Consider the following 21,429-nt stretch of genomic DNA (forward strand, 5'->3'; position numbering starts at 1 on the left):
AATAATGAAGGAAAATAAGAAGAATCGAAGAGACTTTCTCAATACATGCTTTCGTTTTGCGGCGGGAGCTGGTATTGTGGGTATTGCAGGAGTTTTGGCAGTAAAAAGCCAAAAGGGAGATTTTCTTTGGCAATTGGATCCTACAAAATGCACGCAGTGTGGGCGTTGTGCTACGAGTTGTGTGGTAACACCTTCGGCAGTAAAATGCATTCATGTTTACGATATGTGTGGCTATTGCGATTTATGCGGAGGCTATTTCCGCCCAAACGTGAAGAAATTATCTACAGGAGCCGAAAACCAGCTTTGTCCAACCGGTGCAATCAAACGTTCTTATGTGGAGGATCCGTTTTTTAAATATGAGATTATCGATGAACTGTGTATTGGTTGTGGAAAATGTGTAAAAGGCTGTGGTGCATTCGGAAATGGTTCTTTGCAACTTCAGGTTAGCCATGATCTTTGCGTGAATTGCAATCATTGTGCAATTGCAAGAGATTGTCCTTCCGATGCATTTTCAAGAGTACCCATCGAGCAGGCTTATAAGTTTGCCGGTTTTAAATCAAATAAAAAAATATAATCGATCACAATGAAGAAAAGCTTAGTCTTTATCTCTTTACTGATAGTTTTTGTGGGAACGCAATTTGCGGCCTTTTCACAACAGCAACGTTTCCCAAAACCCGAATTCGAATCGGGCTATACACAGCCGGTTACATCAATGCCGGTACCAAGTAGTGGAATGTTCGCTTTATTGGATGTATTGGTATTAATTGCAGCTCTAAGCCTGATAACGTGGTTTATCTTAAAGAAAAGATCAAGAACCGGAGTCGTTGCAGTATCCATTTTTTCCATTTTATATTTTGGTTTTTTCAGGGAAGGATGTGTCTGTTCTGTTGGTTCCGTTCAGAATGTTGTATTGGCCTTATTCAATCCGGGCTATCACATTCCTTTATCTGCTTTGGCATTTTTTGTGATTCCTTTAGCTTATACACTGTTTTTTGGTAGAACATTCTGTGCAGGAGTTTGTCCACTTGGAGCAGTGCAGGATGTTTTCCTAATGCGTCCGGTGACTCTAAAGAAGTGGTTGCAAAAAGCATTGGGCTTAATTCCATACATCTATTTGGGATTATCTATTTTATATGCAGCAACCGCAACCGATTTTATCATTTGTCGATACGATCCTTTCGTGGGGATTTTTAGATTCAATGCAACATTCTTCATGTTTGCGATTGGAGCGGCTTTTTTACTAATCAGCATTTTTATAGCAAGACCTTATTGTCGGTTCTTTTGTCCGTATGGAGTTATTTTGAATTTGGTAAGCCGGGTTTCGAAAAATCATTTGACAATCACACCTTCGAATTGCATTCAGTGCAAACTTTGTGAGAGCTCTTGTCCTTTGGATGCTATTAACAAACCTGTTGAGGTGAAACAAATGGAAGACAAGAGATCTGCTACGCGAAGATTTATTTTGCTGAGTTTAATTATACCTGCATTAATGGTTGTTGGCGGATGGACTGGTGCAAATTTTCATGAAAACCTTGCAAAGGTAAACTCCAAAGTTCGTTTGGCAGATGAAATGCTTCATTTCGATTCTAAAACCATGAACGAGAGTTTGGAAATTGTAGGATTCAGAACTTCTGGGAAACCAGTAAAACAATTGTATCTGGAAGCATCAGAGATTGTTAAGCAGTTTTATTATGGCGGTTGGATTCTTGGTGCTTTTATTGGTTTGATTATCGGTTTGGCTTTATCCGGATTATCAACATACCGATATCGTGAAGATTATACGCCAGACAAAGGGAATTGTGTGAGTTGTGCACGTTGTTTAAAATATTGTCCTGTGGAAAAGGATTAACCACAAAAAAAGGAAGGTTTAACCACGAAGGAAAATAAAGGATAGCACGAAGTAGCACAAAGTAAAAAGAAGAATTTAAAGATTGAATAACACAAAGTATGAATAGAAAGTTATAAAATACTTTGTGCCCTTAGTGAAGTACTTGGAGCTTCCTTTGTGGTAAAAAAAAAGAGGATTAAGCACAAAGGAAAATGGATATAGAAGAAGTTTTTAAAAAGGTATTGGATTGTTGTTTTCGAGTTCATACAGAACTTGGTCCGGGTTTATTAGAATCTGCTTACGAAGCTTGTTTGATGTATGAATTGCAACAGGAAGGGCTTAAGGTTAGGAAACAGGTTGCTGTACCTCTTTTTTATAAAGATGTGGAACTTGATGTTGGCTATAGAATTGATTTACTAGTAAATAATGAAGTAATAATAGAATTAAAATCCGTTGATTCAATTGCAGATATTCATTTAGCTCAGATTTTAACCTATATGAAGTTAGCAGAGTGCAAATTGGGTTTACTTGTAAATTTTAATGTGAAGCATTTGGAAAACGGAATTAAGAGAGTGATATTATAATTTTAATAATCGTACTTGGATTTGCGATTAACAATATCCTTTGTGGGACTTTGTGGCGTACTTCGGGTATCCTTTGTGGTAAAGCATATGACTAACAAATTTAAACTAAATCGCACCAACCTATCCCTGTGGAAAGGCATTGCAATGGTGGCGGGAACATTTTCCTTCATAATTTGCATGTTGGTTTTGGTGAATTACATTCAGATTAATAGAATTGATCCGGTAAATACCGAAGTGATTAACAGTTTGGTTGATCGCTTGAATGATAATCCGAACGATGCTCAGTTAAGAGAGCAAATACGCGAGATGGATTTATTGGTTCGTAAAGCCTATTTTACAAATCAATGGCAAGTGAAAGCCGGCGGATATTTATTCTTGTTTGGCATTATAATTACGACGATTGCCTTGCAGTTATTTTATGCGGGCAAGCAACAGTTACCGCAGATTTCTGAAGAGAAAGAGGAGAATATCATTCTATTTCGCGAAAAAGCAAGGAAATGGATTGTGATTGGTGGTTTTGGAATGGTAGGAATCACTTTGATATTTGCATTTCTGACGCATAAGGAGTTGGGGAATCAATTCACTGTGGCGGCTGCAACTGCGAACACGAAGCAAGCTGAAACAAATCAAACAGATGTTACTGTTGTTGAGGTTGTCGCAAATGAAGAAATAGTAGAGCCAGTTGTTGAAGAAAAAGCTGCTGAAGAAGTAGAGGAGGAAGCTGCAAAAGAGGAAATTGTTGTTCCTGTTGCTAAGAAGGAAGAAGTAGTGGTTGAAAAAGCGAAAACCAATTCATATAAAGGAACATATCCAACGAAAGAGATGATGGCAAATTTTCCATCTTTCCGCGGACCGGGAGGAAATGCGATTGCTTACCAAAAGAACATCCCAAATGAATGGGATGGAGCAAGTGGCAAAAATATCCTGTGGAAACAGCCTGTTCCTATTCATGCCTATAATTCTCCGGTAATTTGGGGAAATAAATTATTCCTTTCCGGAGCCACTGCTACAAGTCGGGAAGTTTATTGCTACGATAGAAACAACGGTAAATTACTTTGGACAGCTAAAGCAGAACAGATTACTGGATCACCTGCAAATCCGCCGGAGGTAACTCCAGATACTGGTCATGCCGCGTCAACGGTTACGACTGATGGGAATTCAGTTTTTGCCATATTCTCAAATGGTGATCTGATCGCAGTAGATATGAGTGGAAAAAAGCAGTGGGCTAAGAATTTAGGTGTCCCTGATAATCATTACGGACATTCATCATCTTTGATTGTTTTTGAAGACAAGTTGATTGTTCAGTATGATCAGAAAACAAACTCGAAAGTAATGGCTTTGTCAACATCAAGCGGAGAAGAAGTCTGGAGTACTGCGCGCAAAGTAAGAGTTTCCTGGGCATCGCCGGTGATTGTTCAAAACGGAGATCAGGTTGAAGTATTATTAGCAGCTGATCCTTGCATTGCATCCTATGATGTACAAACAGGAAAGGAATTGTGGAAAATAGACTGCATTACCGGTGAGGTTGGTCCTTCGGTAGCTTATGCAAACGGAATCGTATTTGCGCTAAACGAATACGCCAGTTTGGTAGCAATAAAACCGGGAGCTAAACCTGAAATTTTATGGGAAGCTTACGATTACCTTTCCGATGTTCCGAGTCCAATTGCTTACAATGATTTGTTGTTTGTGATAACCAGTTATGGTGCTGTTGCCTGTTACAATGCAAAAGCTGGTGAAATACTTTGGGAAAAGGAATTTGACGCAGGATTTTATGCATCTCCAATATTGGTTGATGGTAAAATATATTTAATGGACAGGGTAGGTGTGATGCATATTTTTAAAGCAGAGAAGGAATATGTGGAAGTTGCAACATCAGCTTTGGGAGAGAAATCGGATGCATCGCCTGCCTTTGCAGATGGTAGAGTGTATATTCGGGGTGAGAAAAATCTTTATTGCATAGGGAAATAGATATGGAGAAGATGATCGATTTTGTAGATGATGTTGTTGGAAGAATTGGAAAAGAGCCTGATAAGGTAATTCCAATTTTGCAGGCAATTCAAGGGAAATACAACTATTTGCCCGAACCCGCACTGAAAAGGGTTTGTGAAACTACAACTATAACTGAGTCTCAAATAACTGGAATTTCAACTTTTTACTCGCAGTTTCGTCATCAGCCGGTGGGAAAACATATTATTCGGGTTTGTGTTGGAACTGCTTGTCATGTTAAAGGGGCAAAGCAGGTATACGATGGTTTTCGACGGGAATTGGGTTTGGAAAAAGGCGTAGATACAGATACTGAGAAGCTTTTTACGGTAGAGGAAGTTGCCTGTTTGGGCTGTTGCACGCTGGCACCGGTGGTTCAGATTGATGCGGTTACCTACGGTCATGTTGAAACGGGTAAAGTAGCTGAAATTATAGAGGATTTTAAAAATCTGGCACCAAGCGAAGAAAAAATTGTGAGAGAAGTGACTGAAGAAGGAATCTCTCAGGGTGAAATTAGAATTGGATTGGGATCATGTTGCATTGCGAGTGGTAGTTCCGGAGTGAAAGAGGAACTGGAAAAGACATTGGCCGAGAACAAGATTAAAGTAGATGTGAAACAGGTTGGTTGTGTGGGCGTTTGCAATCAGGTTCCTATGATGGAAATCCATAAAAAAGGGGAAGAGGCAGCTTACTATACGAAAATAAATGCAAATGACGTTGGCGATATAATTGAGAAACACTTTCAGTCTAAGAGTTGGATGAGTCGTTTCAAAAATCGCTTTTACAATTACGCTGAGAACCTTACTTTTTCAGATATCCCTAAGAGTTCGAACCGATACAATGCGAATGAAGAACATTCACCAATTTCGGAGTTCTTGAAAGGGCAGGTAAACATTGCAACAGAATACCGGGGAGAGATAAAACCTTCCGATTTTGAAGAATACCTTAGCAAACATGGTTTCGAAGCCTTTAAAAAATGTTTGAATGAGCTTTCTGCGGATGAGATTATTTCGGAAATTGAAAAAAGCGGGCTGAAAGGTCGCGGAGGAGCAGGTTTTCCTTCGGCTATCAAATGGAAAATGGTTCAGAATGCAAAGTCTGATCAAAAATACATTATCTGTAATGGTGATGAGGGAGATCCGGGCGCATTTATGGATCGAATGTTACTGGAATCTTATCCGTTCAGAATTATTGAAGGAATATTAATTGGTGCTTATGCCGTGGGAGCAACTGAAGGCAGACTTTACATACGGGCAGAATATCCGCTTGCAGTAAAGCGGATTAAGGAAGGTTTGGAAATCTGCAAAAGCAAAGGATTGCTTGGTAAAAATATTTTAGGTTCTGATTTTTCTTTTGATTTAAAAGTATTTGAAGGTGCTGGAGCTTTTGTGTGCGGCGAAGAGACTGCATTAATCGCATCCATTGAAGGCAAACGTGGAATTCCGCAGTTGCGGCCACCCTATCCGGCAGAAAAAGGATTGTGGGATAAACCCACCTTAATCAACAATACAGAAACATTCTCTTTGGTTCCCTACATTATTCGAAATGGTGCGGAAGCATTCAGTAAAATTGGAACTGAGAAAAGCAAGGGAACAAAAGTTTTTGCTTTGGCAGGGAAGATTAAGCGTGGTGGATTAATTGAGGTGCCAATGGGAATAAGCATCAAGCAAATTGTTGAAGAAATTGGTGGTGGAATTGCTGATGGGAAGCAATTTAAAGCTGTTCAAATTGGCGGTCCTTCAGGAGGATGCATTCCTGCTTCCATGTCCGATACAACAATCGACTTTGATTCTTTGAAAGAAGTGGGAGCCATGATGGGATCGGGAGGATTGATCGTTTTGGATGAATCGGATTGTATGGTTGATATCGCTCACTATTTCTTGTCATTTACGCAGGAAGAATCTTGCGGACGATGCACATTTTGTAGAATTGGAACGCAACGCATGTTGGAAATCCTTGAGAAAATCAAGATAGGAAAAGGAAAATTAAGTGATCTTGATTTATTGGAACAACTGGCTCTTAATACGCAGAAAGGAAGTATGTGTGCTTTGGGTGGAACTGCTCCAAATCCAGTACTCTCAACATTAAAGTATTTCCGACATGAATATGAAGCGCATATTAATGGCAAATGTCCATCTGGCAAATGCGAGGAGTTGATTCGCTACGAAATAAACGACAATTGCACGGGTTGTACCAAATGTGCTCAACGTTGTCCGGTAGATGCTATTAAAGCTAAACCTTACGAATTACACGAAGTGGACAATGAATTGTGCATTAAATGCGATATCTGTAAACAAATTTGTCCGGTAGATGCCGTTGAAATAAAATAATTAAAAGACCTGACAGGTTTTTAAAACCTGTCAGGTCTATAGATAATATAAAGATGCCAAAACTAACAATAGACAATATAGCCATCAATGTTCCCGAAGGAACGACCGTTCTAAAGGCAGCACAATCTGTTGGAATTGAGATTCCCAGCATGTGCTATTTGGAGGGATGCAGCAATCATCCTACCTGTATGGTTTGCATGGTGAAAAATAATGCGAATCAGAAGATGTTGCCTTCATGTGCTACGAAAGTTACTGAAGGAATGGATTTGGTTAGTGATGATGCTGAAGTTTTTGAAGCGAGAAAAGAAGCCATTGAATTGTTGTTGAGCGATCATGTTGGCGATTGCGAGGCACCTTGCCGCGTGGCTTGTCCGGCATATATGGACATACCGAAAATGAACAGATTCATTGCTGCGGGTAAATTCGATGAGGCTTTGAAAATTGTAAAAGAGGAAATTGCCCTTCCGGGGATTTTAGGACACATTTGTTCCGCTCCATGCGAGAAAGTTTGCCGACGTAAGGATGTCGATCAGGCAGTTTCCATTTGCCTGTTGAAGCGAATTTCTGCAAATGAAGAGGAGTCTTTCTATTTTCCGGATAAGAAAAAAGCAAGTGGCAAAAAAGCAGCAGTTATTGGTTCCGGTCCGGCCGGATTAGCCGCAGCCTATCATTTGGTGAAAGAGGGACATGCTTGCGAGGTCTTCGAGAAAGAAAATCGCTTGGGAGGAAGTTTGCTTGAAGCCATCGAAAAAGGGGACTTACCTGAAAGTATCCTGATAAAAGAAATAGAAATACTGAAACAATTTGGTGTCGTTTTTACTATTGGTCAAAAAATTGAAAAAGAGAACTGGGAACAGATTAAATCCAGTTTTGATGCTGTAATCCTGGCAACAGGAAGTGGTCTTGAAAATGTGGAAGAATTGGGTTTAAAATCAGCGAAGACTGGCTTGTGGGCAGACAGCGACACATTCGCTACCGATCAGACAGGGATTTTTGCAACAGGCAGTGCAATCCGTACTCAAAAAATGGCTGTAAAAGCCGTGGCAATGGGAAAAGAAACAGCATGGTCAGTTGATGAGTTTTTGCGAAAAGGAGAAGGAAAAGCAACAAAGCGGGCATTCAATTCCCGATTTGGAACCCTGCGAAAAGAAGAGTTGAGTGAGTATTTGAAAGAGTCAGTATTGGGTGATCGTGTGGAGGCAAAATCCGAAAAGGGATTTACGAAAGAGGAAGCCATGGAAGAAGCTGCCAGATGTTTGCATTGCGATTGTCGCAAACTGGATAATTGTAAGCTTCGTGTTTGTGCAGACATACACAATGCCGATCGCAGAAGATTTTCATTTGGCGAACGAAACAGTGTGGTGAAGTATTACGATCACGAAAGTATTATTTACGAGCCGGAAAAGTGCATTAAATGCGGACTTTGCATAGAAATTGCGGGCAAGTACAAGGAAGAAACAGGCTTAACCAATATCGGACGGGGATTTACCGTTAAAGTATCGGTGCCTTTTAATCAAAGCATTAACAAAGCCTTGACTGTTGCAGCTAAAGAGTGCGCAATAGCATGTCCTACGGGAGCTTTGTCGCTTCGCTCCAATTAGGAATTAATAATTACGAATTAGTAATTAAAAAGTAGAAGTGGGAGCGACATTGAGTCCGGAGATCGGGACCCATTTAGTGAAGATGGCGTTAAGAACAAAAAGCTGTTTGAGCAAAGCGAGTTCTTTTTGTTTAGCTATTGAACTAGTAATGGGTGATTGAGGACGTTTGTCAAAGATTTTTTCTCTAGTTTTTTATCTTTAAAAAAGTAGAAGCCCGTCCGGCTAAAGGACAAAAGAAACGAAGTGAGAAAGTGCTTTAAAGTATTTAAGGGAGAAATGAGGTGAAATAGTACAACTGAAAAACAACTAAGTAAAAAGGGAAGCGACGAGGAAAGACCTGACAGCGTTTGTTGATGAATGAGTAAATGAATATAGTCAATGAGTGTCTCTTATCTCAAATCTAAAAAAGAATACCTGAAAGGTTTGGAAGTCCCCCTTTCAAGGGGGAATCAGGGGGATGTTATTGTTAGCTAATTAAAACACTCCCCTTTATCCCCTCTCAAGAGGGGAATTAACACGACCTGACAGCGTTCTTGAACTTGTCAGAGTCTAATAAATAGGAGCAGAAATATAAAAAAATTGTGAAGACCTAAATCGATGCAGAGCTCCCCTTTGTCCCGATAATTCGGGAAGAAGGGGCTGGGGGATGAGGTTAAAAGTAATTATGAATTACGAATTATCAATTAGTAATTAAAAAGTAGAAGTGGGAGCGACATTGAGTCCGGAGATCGGGACCCATTTAGTGAAGATGGCGTTAAGAACAAAAAGCTGTTTGAGCAAAGCGAGTTCTTTTTGTTTAGCTATTGAACTAGTAATGGGTGATTGAGGACGTTTGTCAAAGATTTTTTCTCTAGTTTTTTATCTTTAAAAAAGTAGAAGCCCGTCCGGCTAAAGGACAAAGAAAAAAGTAAATACTGAGGCTTGTTAAAATGGGCATTAGCATCGAAATAAATGTTGAAATAATACCTCACCCTTAATCCCTCTCCTCGAGGAGAGGGAAATTAAGGCTCCCCTTTGTCCCGATAATTCGGGAAGAAGGGGCTGGGGGATGAGGTTAAAAGAAATTATTAATTACGAATTATTAATTAGTAATTAAAAAGAAAGACCTGACAGCGTTCTTGAACCTGTCAGCGTCAAATGAGAAAAAATAGAAAATGAAAAAACAATTTATACTATACATACTATCCATTGTTTTGGCAATTCCAGCAATTGCCCAAAACAAGCACAATTGGCTGTCTTTCCGGGGCAATTCAAGCCTTACGGGGATAACGGAAGCTCGTGTGCCCGAAGCGCCCCAGTTATTGTGGAGTTTTAAAACAGGAGATGCCATTAAATCATCGCCAATTATTAGCAATGGGAACATATTTGTTGGTTCTAATGATTGTAAACTGTACGCCATTTCAAAAACCGGTGAACTGAAATGGAAGTTTGATGCCAAAACATCCGTGGAAGCTTCGCCTTTGTATTTAGATGGAAGCGTATTTTTTGGCTCTTTGGAAGGAATCTTCTATTGTTTGGATGCCACTACCGGAGAGGTGGAATGGAAGTACATCACTGATGGTCAGATTTCAGGATCAGCCAGTTGGTTTTACGACAAATCAAGCAAACAGAAGAAGATTTTAATCGGAAGCTACGACTTTAATCTGCATTGTGTTGATGCAAAATCAGGCAAACTGGAATGGAAGTATGAATCTGATAATTTTATTAACGGAGCGGCTTCCTGCAATGGTGAAATTGCCGTGTTCGGTGGGTGTGATGGTTTTCTCCATCAAGTGGATGTGAAAACCGGAACGGCGAAAAACAAATTGGATATTGCCACCTATATCGCATCATCCGTCGCTTTAGATGGAAATCAGGCTTATTTTGGAAATCACGATGGCGAATTTTTCTGTGTGGACTACGCTAAAAATCAGGTTAAATGGAAGAAAGAGGGAGCTATTTCCTATTTGGCTTCTCCATCGGTCTCGGCCGATCAGGTAATCATTGGCGCTGAAAACAGACAGGTTTACTGTTTCGATAAAGAAAACGGGATCATTCAATGGCAATTCAAAACCAAAAATAAAATAGAAGCATCTCCTGTAATTGCTGGTAATTCGGTAGTTATTGGATCAGGAGATGGAAGAATATATGTTTTGGATCGAAAAACCGGTCAACAAGTTTGGTCTTACGAGATCGGAAGAGCCATTGTAGGAACGCCTGCTGTGGTGGAAGGGATGATTGTTGTTGCTTGTATGGATGGAAGCGTTTATGCCTTTGGAGAGAAATAAAAAAGCGCTGAAAGCCCCGCGATGATTGGTCACCTACCCCGATGATCGGCTAAAACAGGCGATGATCGACCATTTAGCCCGATGATCGGCTTGAACTAGGCGATGATTGACCATTTTACTGCGATGATCGACTAAATTAGGCGATGATTGAGCTTTTTACCTCGATGGAAGGTGATTTTATCCCGATGGGCAGTAAAATACATCGAAGGACAAGTTGATTTCAACGAAGCAGGAAGTGTATAGAACGAAAAAATGCTGAATAGTAGAGCAAAGAATGATATTTTGAGACCTGACAGGTTTTTAAAACCTGTCAGGTCTGGAACTAAATTAGGAAAATGATATGATTGTAGAACTAAAGAACATCACCAAATATTACCAAAACGCTGGTAGTGCTGAGAAGAGAATCATATTGGATGATCTTTCCCTGGCTATTGAAAAGGGAGAATCCATCGCCATTGTTGGTCCATCCGGATCGGGCAAAAGTACCTTGTTGAATGTGATTAGTTCTTTGGATACCGCCAATTCGGGCAGTGTAATTTTCGACGGTGAAGATTTATCGCAGAAGAATGAGAGGGAATTGGCCAATTTTCGCAATCAAAATTTGGGTTTTGTTTTTCAGTCTCATCATTTGTTGCCTCAGTTGAACCTAATTGAGAATGTTTTGCTGCCATTTATCCCTGTAAAGGATAAAAAACAGAAGCAGGATGCTGAAAAAAGGGCGTTAGAGCTTTTGGATTTTGTTGGCTTATCAGAATTGATCTATCAGCGACCAGGACAAATGTCGGGCGGAGAGTGCCAGCGGGCAGCAGTTGTTCGTGCCTTAATTCATCAGCCAAATCTGATTCTTGCCGATGAGCCAACGGGTTCGCTGGATAAAAAATCAGCAGAACAATTGGGCGATTTATTGGTGAGCATCAACGAAAAGCAAGGGGTTTCTGTAGTTATAGTCACTCACTCAATGGATTTGGCCAAAAAGATGAAGAAGATTTATCAATTGGAAGAAGGAAGTTTAAAACAATTAACAATTGGTAATGAATAATTAATAATACAAGATGAAGTTCATTAAAGACAACAATTATTCATTCTTAATTACTAATTGATATTACATGAATATCTTCAAATACATCATCAAAAGTCTCTGGTACTTCAGAAAGCAGCATTTTGCAGTCTTTTTGGGAACAATTCTGAGTACTGCAGTTCTTACAGGAGCATTAATTATTGGTGATTCGGTAAAATACAGTTTGCACGACTTGGTAAACCTTCGTTTGGCTAAGGTCGAATATGCCATGCCAACTGGCGATCGGTATGTTAGAGCCGAGCTGGCAAAAGAGATTCAGGCAGATTTAAATGTGAATGCAGCTGCTCTTTTGCAGGTAAAAGGAATTGCCATTCAGCCTGAAAATAAGACTCGTACGAATAATATTCAGGCCTATGGGGTTGATCAGGAATTTTGGAAATTCTCATCTGCTCAGGAAATTGACCTGAAAGATGGGGAAGCAGCTGTTAGTTCGAATCTGGCAGATAAAATGAGCCTGAAAATTGGTGACGAATTTCTGTTACGGGTTGAAAAGGGGACTTTGATTCCCGCCAATGCTCCTTTTGTTTCTGATGAGGATCAGACTATTGCCTTGCGGGTAAAGGTAAAAGCCATTGCCGGCGATCAGGAACTGGGTCGGTTTAGTCTAAAAAACAATCAGGTTGCACCCTACAATGTTTTTCTTTCCAGAGATTATCTGGCCCAGGAAATGGAACTGGAAGGACGGGCGAATCTTTTGCTGGCAAGTCCTGCGGGCGAATCTGCGCTCTCTTTACCTGAGGTAGAAGCCAGTTTAGAGAAGAACTGGAATGTGAAGGATGCCGGTCTTGAAATCCGCTCTATTACAGGAAAAGATCAGTTGGAATTGATTTCGGATCGGGTGTTTATTGATACGCCAATTTCTGATGAGCTGGAGAAAATCGCAATTAAGCAGCAATCTCTTCTTACCTATTTTGTGAACCGAATCAGCTGTAAGGATAAAGAAACACCCTATTCGTTTGTGTCTGCCATCAAGGGTGATTCACGCTTGTCGAATCTGTCTGATGGGGAAATGATTATCAATCAATGGTTGGCTGATGACCTGGATGCCAAAGTAGGAGATTCAATATCTCTGGATTACTTTGTAATTGGCGCTTTGCGGGCTCTTGAAGAGCAGAAGCAGACATTTGTAGTTAAGGAAGTATTGCCTTTAAGCAGTGATTTATTGGATCAATCCATGATGCCATCCTTTCCGGGATTATCAGATGCAGGTAGCTGCAACGAGTGGGAAGCAGGAGTTCCTGTTGATTTTTCAAAAATCCGTCCGAAAGACGAAGACTACTGGAAACAGTACAAGGGAACTCCAAAAGCTTTCATTTCTCAGGAAAAAGCGATTGAATTGTGGAGCAATAAATATGGAAAATATACTGCGTTCCGATTTGATGAAAAGGAATTGAATCAGAAAGATCTAGAGAAACTCATGCTTTCGGTGATGGATCCTAACTTGCTTAATTTAAACTTTGTATCGGTTCGTAGTGCAGGCGTTTCGACAGCAAATAACATGGTCGATTTTGGTGAGTTGTTCTTAAGTCTCAGCTTCTTCATCATATTTGCAGGAGTGCTTTTAACCATCTTGATTTATTCTTTAAATCTCGATAGCAGAAGTCAGGAAAACGGAATTCTCCTGGGTTTAGGCTTCCATAAATCACAAATATTACGAATAAGAATCTATGAGTCATTAGTAACTGTGGTAGTTGGAGGATTGGTTGGTGTCTTAGGCGGCATTTTATACAACCATCTGCTTTTAAAAGCGCTTAATTCGGTGTGGACCGATGTGGTTCGTACCAATATGTTGAATGTTCATCTGCGCGGAACCACTTTGTTTACTGGATTTGCGATAGGTCTTGTGGTTGCAATGCTGTGCATCTGGCTGGTGACTCGCAAAAAGTTAAAGAAAACGGCTAGCGAGCTAATTCAGAATACCAATGATGAGAACAGCTCTTTAAAAACCAATCGGATATCTGTAGTAATAGGGATTTTATCAATGATAGGTACTGCCGCTATGATTGCTTATGCCTTTGCATCCTCCTTGGATCAAAATGCGGAGCTATTATTGTCTGCAGGAGGCTTGTTCATGATTGGAGCCTGTGCTTTTGTTCACATGTATCTGCAAAAATTGAGTTCTACCAGAAGTAGTAAAACACCTTCCTTGTTGCAACTGGCCATGAAGAACAGTGCACGCAACCGCAAGAGAAGTTTGGCAAGTGTAGCATTATTGGCACTGGGCACATTCTCTGTTCTAATTACAGGAGCCAATCGCAAAACATTCTTCGATACTGAAAATGCGAATCAATCGGGTACAGGTGGCTATGAATATTGGATGGAAAGCACGATGCCTGTTTTATTTGATTTAAATACTGCAGAAGGACTTGAGAAAGTCGGATTTTGGGAAGGTGATCTCGATTCCACCACAAAATTTGTACAGTTCAGAGCCTTAGAAGGTGATGATGCCAGTTGCCTCAATCTAAATCAGGTGCAGAAACCCAGAATATTGGGATTCGATCCTTTGTTGCTCGATAAAAAGGATGCTTTTTCATTTGCGGCACTTGTCGCTAATGTAGATTCGGAGCATCCATGGCAAATTTTAAATCAGGATTTAGGAGAGGATGTGATTCCTGCTTTCGCAGATCAGACAGTTATTGTTTGGGGCTTGAAAAAAGCGGTAGGTGATACTTTGATCTATCAAAATGAATTTGGAAAAGACATCAAATTAGTACTTATGGGAGGATTGAACAACTCCATCTTCCAGGGCAATATCTTAATCGCTGATAAACAGTTTCAAAAGCACTTTCCATCCATTAGCGGATCAAAAATATTATTAGTTGATTCACAGAAAGATAGTGATGATCAGTTAATGCAAAAGTTTGAGAATAACCTTCAGGATTTGGGCGTTTCAGGAATGAAAACATCCGATCGTCTGGCCGCTTTTTATTCGGTTGAAAACACCTACTTAAGCATGTTCATGTTTCTGGGAGGCTTGGGTGTAATCATCGGTACCATAGGCTTGGGAATCGTATTGATGCGAAACATCATGGAACGCAAAAAGGAACTGGCTTTGCTTTCTGCAATCGGTTATCAGCAAAATAGTCTTTTCAAACTGCTCTTTTACGAAAACCTATTTCTGTTGATCGTAGGATTGCTTTGTGGATTAGGTGCTGCACTAATAGGTGTGCTTCCATCACTGTTTTCACCCTCATTTCATATGCCGGTAGGATATGTATTGTCATTGCTGTTCGGTATATTAATCAGTGGATTGATCTGGATTTGGATTCCTGCACGACAAATCAAAAAATACAATATCGTTGAATCATTAAAGAATGAATAAAACTAAACTATCATACTTAAACTAACCCAATGAAAAATTTAAGCATTCTAATTATTGCCGTACTCTTGTTTGCTTGTAATTCCAAGCAGAAAAAAGTGAGTGACTGGAGAGGCGAGAACCGTTCCGGAATTTACGACGAAACCAATTTATTGAAAGAATGGCCTGCTGATGGTCCAAACCTGCTTTGGGATATTGATAGTATTGGCAATGGTTATGGTTCACCCGTATTTAGTGATGATATCATGTATTTAAATGGTGAAATTGATAGCCTCGCTTACCTAATAGCTCTTGACTTGCAAGGAAATATACTTTGGAAAACTCAATTTGGTAAAGACTGGATGAAAAACTTCATTGGAAGTCGTTCAACTCCAACTGTGGTAGATGATTTGGTATATGTTGCCTCAGGAATGGGAGATATTGCCTGTATTCAAGCTGAATCTGGAGAAATAAAGTGGAAGATTAACATGCTGGAGAAATATGAAGGTAAAAATACTCGCTTTGGATATTCACAATCTTTATTGGTGGATGGCGATTTGGTTTTTGCATCACCAGGTGGGGCGGAAAATAACATCATTGCCTTGAATCGGTTTACCGGCGAAATGGCTTGGACTTGTGCCGGTGTTGGTGAGGTATCTGCTTATTGTTCTCCATTGTTATTGGATTTTCCATCCCGAAAAGTTTTGGTAACTTTCTCAGACAATGCCTTATTAGGCATCGAATCGCAGACAGGAAAGCTATTGTGGACGGAACTGCAGGACACGCTTTGCGATATCAATGGAAACACTCCAATTTTTGAAGATGGTTATTTGTATTACGTTGCCGGATGTGGCAATGGAACGGTAAAAATGAAGGTTTCCGAAGACGGAAGTCAAATCACGGAAGTGTGGCGAAATAAGGAATTGGACAACATCATGGGTGGTGCTGTAAAATTGAACGGTAAAATCATAGCTTCCGGTCATCGCAAGAAAGTCTGGAAGAGTGTGGATGCCGAGACTGGCGAAACTCAGGATACATTGAGCTTTGGTCGTGGATCTACCATTGCTGCCGATGGTATGTTGTACTGTTACAACGAAAGAGGTCAGGTTGGCTTGGTAAATGTGACACCTGAAACAATGGAATTAGTAAGTAAATTTAAAGTGACCAAAGGAACTAAAGAGCATTTTGCTCAACCAGTTATAAACAAAGGAGTTTTATACATCCGTCATGGAGACGCTTTATTGGCATATGATATTAAGAAAAAGAGTTAAAGAGTTAATGGATTAATGAGTGAAAGAGTTACTAAGTTTTTTTGAATGTTTTTCTCTTACATCTCACTTCTAATATTTCAAATCTGTTTGATTTAGAAGAAAAAATAACAAATTGGAGGAATTATGAGCAAACAAATATTCATTTGCGGGTGCGAAAAAGATGGAAAGATCGAAAAGGAATCGGTTCAGAAGCTGATGAGCACCTTGGAGGAGAAAAATATAGCTTATACCTACATCGAGGACATGTGTGGTACAATTTTGAAGAATCCCGATGATTTGGAAAGTTTGTACAATGCAAAGGATGCCATCGTTTTTGGCTGTCAGGCTCGCGCCATGAAGCATTTGGTTGATAATTCCGGGCGAAAGACAGAGGGGAATGGTACAGAATATCATCATGTTGACGATGATGGTCAGGAAGAGCTTATTTCTGCATTGGAATCGAATACAGGTAAACCTTTAAAGATCAAATATTCAGATTCATGGAAGCCTTGGTATCCCGTAATTGATTACGATCGTTGCAATGGATGTCGTAAATGTTTAAATTTCTGTTTATTCAGTGTTTATTCGGTGGAGGATGATGGAACCGTTGTGGTTTCAGCTTCGGCGAATTGTAAGGATATGTGTCCGGCATGTGCCCGGGTTTGTCCTCAGAATGCAATCATTTTCCCAAAACATGCCGAAAGTCCTATTGATGGTGGAGAAGGCGATGGTACGCAGAATGAAAAGACAGATATTCTCGAACAAATTCAGAACGAAGATGTTTATTCAGTATTGAGTGCCCGCAGAAAGAACTTTCAGGTTTCCTTGCTGAAAAAGGATCAGTTTAAAATGGCTGAAGAGGAGCGCAGAGCTTGTTGCAGCGGAGCTGATAAAAAAGAAGAAGAAAAGAAAACTGAGAAATGCGACTGTGATTGCAATTGTAAAGATGATCCTGAAAGTACTGATGACTGTGGCTGTAAGGATGGGGATTCAAATTCATCTTGTGCTTGTAAAGACGGTAATTCAAAATCGAGCTGTTGTTAAATTTAATAGACCTGACAGGTTTTAAAAACCTGTCAGGTCTGAATAATAGATATAAATGATATTTTCTCTCGGAACAAGGATATTGAAACAGGTGGATGCCCGATTGCTTTGGAAACTAGGCTATAATTTGGGCTGGAAGGGAATGAAAGCCGTTTCGAAACACAAGAAACGTCTGAAAAAGGGAGAGTTGTATCCTGCTTTCATGATGATTTCGATTACCGATAATTGCAATCTTAATTGTCAGGGCTGTTGGGTGACAATCAACAATCAATCCAAAGGAATGGATATGGAGACTTTGGATAATATCATTGTTTCCAGCAAAAAGAAAGGTTCTTACTTCTTTGGATTATTGGGTGGAGAACCCTTGATGTATCCTCATTTAATGGAGGTAATTGAACGCCATCCCGATTGTTATTTTCAGATGTTTACCAATGGTACTTTGCTTACTGATGAAGTGGCGCAAAAGCTTCGGAAACTGGGTAATGTATCGCCGTTAATTAGTGTGGAAGGTCTGCAGGATGTGAGTGATATTCGAAGAGGTGCCGATAATGTATATGGCAGAACCATGACAGGAATTGAGGCTTCTACCAGGAATAAATTGTTCACCGGTGTAGCTACAAGTGTTTGCAAGTCTAATTTTAAGGATTTGGTGAACGAAGAATTTGTGAATTCTTGCATCACAAAGGGAATTCATTACCTGTGGTTTTACATTTATCGTCCTGTGGGTGAACGTCCAAATACAGATTTGGCATTGTCTGAGGAAGAGATTTTGGAATTGCGTCAATTCATGGTTGATATCCGGGTGAAAGCTCCTTTAATGATCATCGATACGTATTGGGATGAGAAAGGACAAGCGATATGCCCTGGAGCTTTGGGCTTGTCGCATCATATTAATCCTTACGGGGATATTGAATTTTGTCCGCCAATTCAATTTGCAGGCGAAACGGTTGGCGATGGCTCTGATATTGTCAACATCATTGAGAATTCGAAATTCATTGGTGGCTTGCGAAAAGGCATCAACGACTGCACCCAAGGATGCATTTTATTGGATAATCCGCAGGAATTGCACACGATTCTAAAAGATGTAAATGCCTATGATTCATCGAAAAGGAGTAGCTCATTTGAAGAATTAAATAAGATGAAGCCTTGTGCAGGTCATCACATACCTGGAAAAGAAATTCCAGAAAAAAGTTGGGTCTATCGCTTTGCCAAGAAATACTCTTTCTTTGGCTTTGGAGCATACGGATAGAATAATTACGAATGAATAATTAACAATTACGAATTATAAAATATTCCAGGTTTTAAAAGCCTTCTTCTTTTAGTAGAGGAATTTAGGGTGAGGTTCTAAAACCTGTTAATTGCTAACTGATCACTGTTAATTGTAAAAAATGATTTTAAAAAACAAACAGCCAAATATAAGCTTCGGAAACGATTTGCCTCAGCATCCTGAAAAGTTGAAGCAAATTCGTGATTTGATTAGAGATTACGCTGCTGAATGCGAACTGATACCGCCTTTGCAGGAGGAAGAAGTCATTTTTCATTCCGGTGAATTGATCAGGAAGCATCCTGAGCTATTTTTGTATCAAAAGCTTTTGGCTGTGATGATTAACAATTACGCATGGAGCCATATTGTTGCCGGGATTCCTTTTAACAGACGCATTTTGTTGTTGCCCAAGTGCATTAGTCACTCTACACAATGTCCTGCAAAGTACGATGAACTCGGATTACTTTGCGAGCAATGCGGTCGCTGCGATTTGGCTGAAATCATTTCTCAGGCCGATGAATTGGGCTATCACACCATAGTTACTGAAGGAACTACTTCGGCAAGTTTGCTTTTATCTTCGGGTAAGGTAGAATGTGTGATTGGTGTTGGTTGCCTGCACTCCTTCGAACGTTCGTTTCCTTTAGCAGTAAAAGAGGCTGTTCCATCTCTTGCAATTCCTTTGTACAATAATGATTGTAAGGATTCTAAAGTGGATAAAATCTGGTTAGATGAAGTGCTTTCCATGCGTAGTGAAGCAAATTGGAAAGGTTGGATCAACCTGGATTCTATAAAATATCAGGTAAAGGATTGGTTTGCAACAGCTCAATTAAAGACACTTTTTGGACAGGATGATGATACCGTAAATATTGCAATTCGGTGGATGAATACCGATGGAAAGCGTTGGCGTCCGATCATTATGCTTGCGGTTTACGATGCTCTTACGGGGAAATCAGGTGAGTATGATGATACCATTCAAAAATTAGCCGTTTCCATAGAATGTTTTCACAAAGCTTCTTTAGTTCATGATGACATTGCTGATGAAGATGATGAGAGATACGGGAAGCCTACTCTTCATAAGGAATATGATATTCCTGTTGCTATAAATGTGGGCGATTTATTGCTTGGGTATGGCTATCAGATGATTGCTGAATCGGAGGCAAAACACATTCGGAAATTGTTAAAAGTAGCTTCTTACGGACATCGGGATTTGTCTCTTGGGCAAGGAGAGGAGCTCTTGTGGAGAAACAATGGAAAATTGCTTACACAGGAAGAGATTCTGCGCATTTTTAGCAACAAAACATCTCCGGCATTTGAAGTTGCACTGCAGTTTGGAGCAATCCTAGCCGATGCTGACGAGAATATTTTAAATATTATCTCAGAATATAGTAATGCTTTGGGGATCGCATATCAAATCAATGATGATTTGGATGATTTCAGGCAAACAAGCATTGTCAGTGGTTTTAATACCATTCAGCCATCTTTGGTTTCAACTCTTTTGAACCAAAAGCACCCTCAGAAAATGCAGGAATGCTTCGATAGAACTCAAAATGGAGATGAAAGCATCAATACTGAGTTTTTACAATGGAAGGAAACCAAACAAGCTATGAAAGAAGCAGAAGAAATGCTGTATATTTACAAGCGAAATGCTTTAAAAGCCTTACGACCATTAAATAATCCAACATTGAAAATATTATTGACCCGTTTGTTGAATCGGATAGTTCCGGGAAATTCATAAACAGACAAGCCATGAAAGGGGCTAAAGAATCATTTGTTGATGGTTTCTGAAAGTCCCCTTTAGTGGTCCCGAAAGCTTTAGGAATAGGGGTGAAAAATAAAAAAGTAAAAGCCCATCGGCTTGAGATAAAAGAAAAATTAATATTTACAATTCATATCATCTTGAAGAAAAATACAAATTGCAATCAATTCATACTCGAAGCACTTTTAAAATCAACAGAAGTACTAAGCAATGAAGCTAAAAATAAAATAAAATCCTTTTTAAGTTCTCAGAAAAGCGAAAACGGGGGATTTGTGGATCGTGCAGGAAAGGCTGATCTATACTATTCGGTGTTTGGTTATACTCTTGCCCTGGTTTTAGATTATAAAGTAAATGTAGTTGAAGAACGAAAATATCTAAGAAGAATAAAACATGCAGAAAAACTGGATTTTGTACATTCAATTTGTTTTGTGCGATGCGAGTTCTTGCTGCATCTGATTGATTTAAGGCAAAAATCGAGATTACCTGCATCTAAATTCCTGTCCATTAGTTTTGCTAAAGATTTAATTCTTGGAAAAGTAGTGAAATCCTTAAAAATTAATTGTTCTCAATTGTTATGGGAACTGGAAGAGAACCTAGCAAATGATGGTGGATACAATCATAACAAAAAAGCAGCAGAGAGGTCTACGATCTATGCAAATTACCTGATGTGGACACTTTATCAGGACTTACAAACCGAGCAAGAAGTTTTGGATGAGATTACTGATGCAAATATTACTTTAATGGCTGAAAACGGATCATTTGCCAATGAAGAGAATAGCATTGATGGTGTGACTTCTTCCACTGCAGCAGGTCTGATTATGAGTTCAAGCAGCGAGTTGGAAGAAATGGTGAAAACAAAGGAATGGTTAAAACAAATGCTCACCAAACGTGGAGGTTTCAAAGCCGCAAAAGGTGTTCCTATTGCTGATTTGTTATCTACTTCAACAGCACTTCTTGCTTTGCAGGTAACGGGAGAAAATATGCAGGATTATGCCGAAAATTCCGTAAATTTCATCAATCTGCACTGGGATGAGTCCGGCGGGTTCTTTGGAAGCATTGCCGACATGACTTGTGATGTGGAATATACTTATTATGCGCTTTTGGGTTTAGGAGTACTTTCTTAAGTTATGAGTTGCGGATTTCATT

The 21,429-nt window shown here is 39.7% G+C and carries 14 protein-coding genes; all 14 read left to right on the forward strand.

Going from position 1 to position 21,429, the window contains the following annotated elements; all coding sequences use genetic code 11:
- The first annotated feature begins 4 nt into the window (after positions 1–4).
- Positions 5–574, forward strand: coding sequence for a 4Fe-4S dicluster domain-containing protein (locus ALGA_RS19585; protein WP_096432142.1), 570 nt, complete (start codon positions 5–7; stop codon positions 572–574).
- 9 nt (positions 575–583) lie between these two features.
- Positions 584–1,849 (forward strand): 4Fe-4S binding protein, encoded by a 1,266-nt coding sequence (locus ALGA_RS19590; RefSeq protein WP_096432144.1) that lies wholly within the window; start codon positions 584–586, stop codon positions 1,847–1,849.
- A gap of 191 nt (positions 1,850–2,040) precedes the next feature.
- Positions 2,041–2,412 carry a GxxExxY protein gene (locus ALGA_RS19595; protein WP_096432146.1) on the forward strand — a complete coding sequence of 124 codons (372 nt, stop codon included), beginning with the start codon at positions 2,041–2,043 and terminating at the stop codon, positions 2,410–2,412.
- Positions 2,413–2,499: 87 nt separating this feature from the next.
- Complete coding sequence (locus tag ALGA_RS19600) at positions 2,500–4,380, forward strand: PQQ-binding-like beta-propeller repeat protein (protein WP_096432148.1); 1,881 nt, start codon at positions 2,500–2,502, stop codon at positions 4,378–4,380.
- Positions 4,381–4,391: 11 nt separating this feature from the next.
- Positions 4,392–6,725 (forward strand): NAD(P)H-dependent oxidoreductase subunit E, encoded by a 2,334-nt coding sequence (locus ALGA_RS19605; protein WP_096433780.1) that lies wholly within the window; start codon positions 4,392–4,394, stop codon positions 6,723–6,725.
- Between the two features lie 53 nt (positions 6,726–6,778).
- Entirely contained in the window at positions 6,779–8,326 is a 1,548-nt protein-coding gene (locus tag ALGA_RS19610) for a 2Fe-2S iron-sulfur cluster-binding protein (protein WP_096432150.1), read from the forward strand.
- Positions 8,327–9,480: 1,154 nt separating this feature from the next.
- Positions 9,481–10,593: an outer membrane protein assembly factor BamB family protein gene (locus ALGA_RS19615; RefSeq protein ID WP_096432152.1), complete on the forward strand. Its 1,113-nt coding sequence runs from the start codon at positions 9,481–9,483 to the stop codon at positions 10,591–10,593.
- A gap of 340 nt (positions 10,594–10,933) precedes the next feature.
- Complete coding sequence (locus tag ALGA_RS19620) at positions 10,934–11,632, forward strand: ABC transporter ATP-binding protein (protein ID WP_096432154.1); 699 nt, start codon at positions 10,934–10,936, stop codon at positions 11,630–11,632.
- 67 nt (positions 11,633–11,699) lie between these two features.
- On the forward strand, positions 11,700–14,993 hold the full coding sequence (locus ALGA_RS19625) for an FtsX-like permease family protein (protein WP_096432156.1): 3,294 nt from the start codon (positions 11,700–11,702) through the stop codon (positions 14,991–14,993).
- Positions 14,994–15,022: 29 nt separating this feature from the next.
- Positions 15,023–16,240, forward strand: coding sequence for a PQQ-binding-like beta-propeller repeat protein (locus ALGA_RS19630; RefSeq protein WP_096432158.1), 1,218 nt, complete (start codon positions 15,023–15,025; stop codon positions 16,238–16,240).
- Between the two features lie 123 nt (positions 16,241–16,363).
- Positions 16,364–17,263 carry an ATP-binding protein gene (locus tag ALGA_RS19635; RefSeq protein WP_096432160.1) on the forward strand — a complete coding sequence of 300 codons (900 nt, stop codon included), beginning with the start codon at positions 16,364–16,366 and terminating at the stop codon, positions 17,261–17,263.
- Positions 17,264–17,318: 55 nt separating this feature from the next.
- Positions 17,319–18,512, forward strand: a complete 1,194-nt coding sequence (locus tag ALGA_RS19640; RefSeq protein WP_096432162.1) for a radical SAM protein — start codon at positions 17,319–17,321, stop codon at positions 18,510–18,512.
- Between the two features lie 139 nt (positions 18,513–18,651).
- Positions 18,652–20,262: a polyprenyl synthetase family protein gene (locus ALGA_RS19645; RefSeq protein ID WP_096432164.1), complete on the forward strand. Its 1,611-nt coding sequence runs from the start codon at positions 18,652–18,654 to the stop codon at positions 20,260–20,262.
- 161 nt (positions 20,263–20,423) lie between these two features.
- Positions 20,424–21,407 (forward strand): prenyltransferase/squalene oxidase repeat-containing protein, encoded by a 984-nt coding sequence (locus ALGA_RS19650; protein WP_162845495.1) that lies wholly within the window; start codon positions 20,424–20,426, stop codon positions 21,405–21,407.
- Positions 21,408–21,429: the final 22 nt, after the last annotated feature.

It is taken from the genome of Labilibaculum antarcticum (assembly GCF_002356295.1).
Taxonomy (GTDB): domain Bacteria; phylum Bacteroidota; class Bacteroidia; order Bacteroidales; family Marinifilaceae; genus Labilibaculum; species Labilibaculum antarcticum.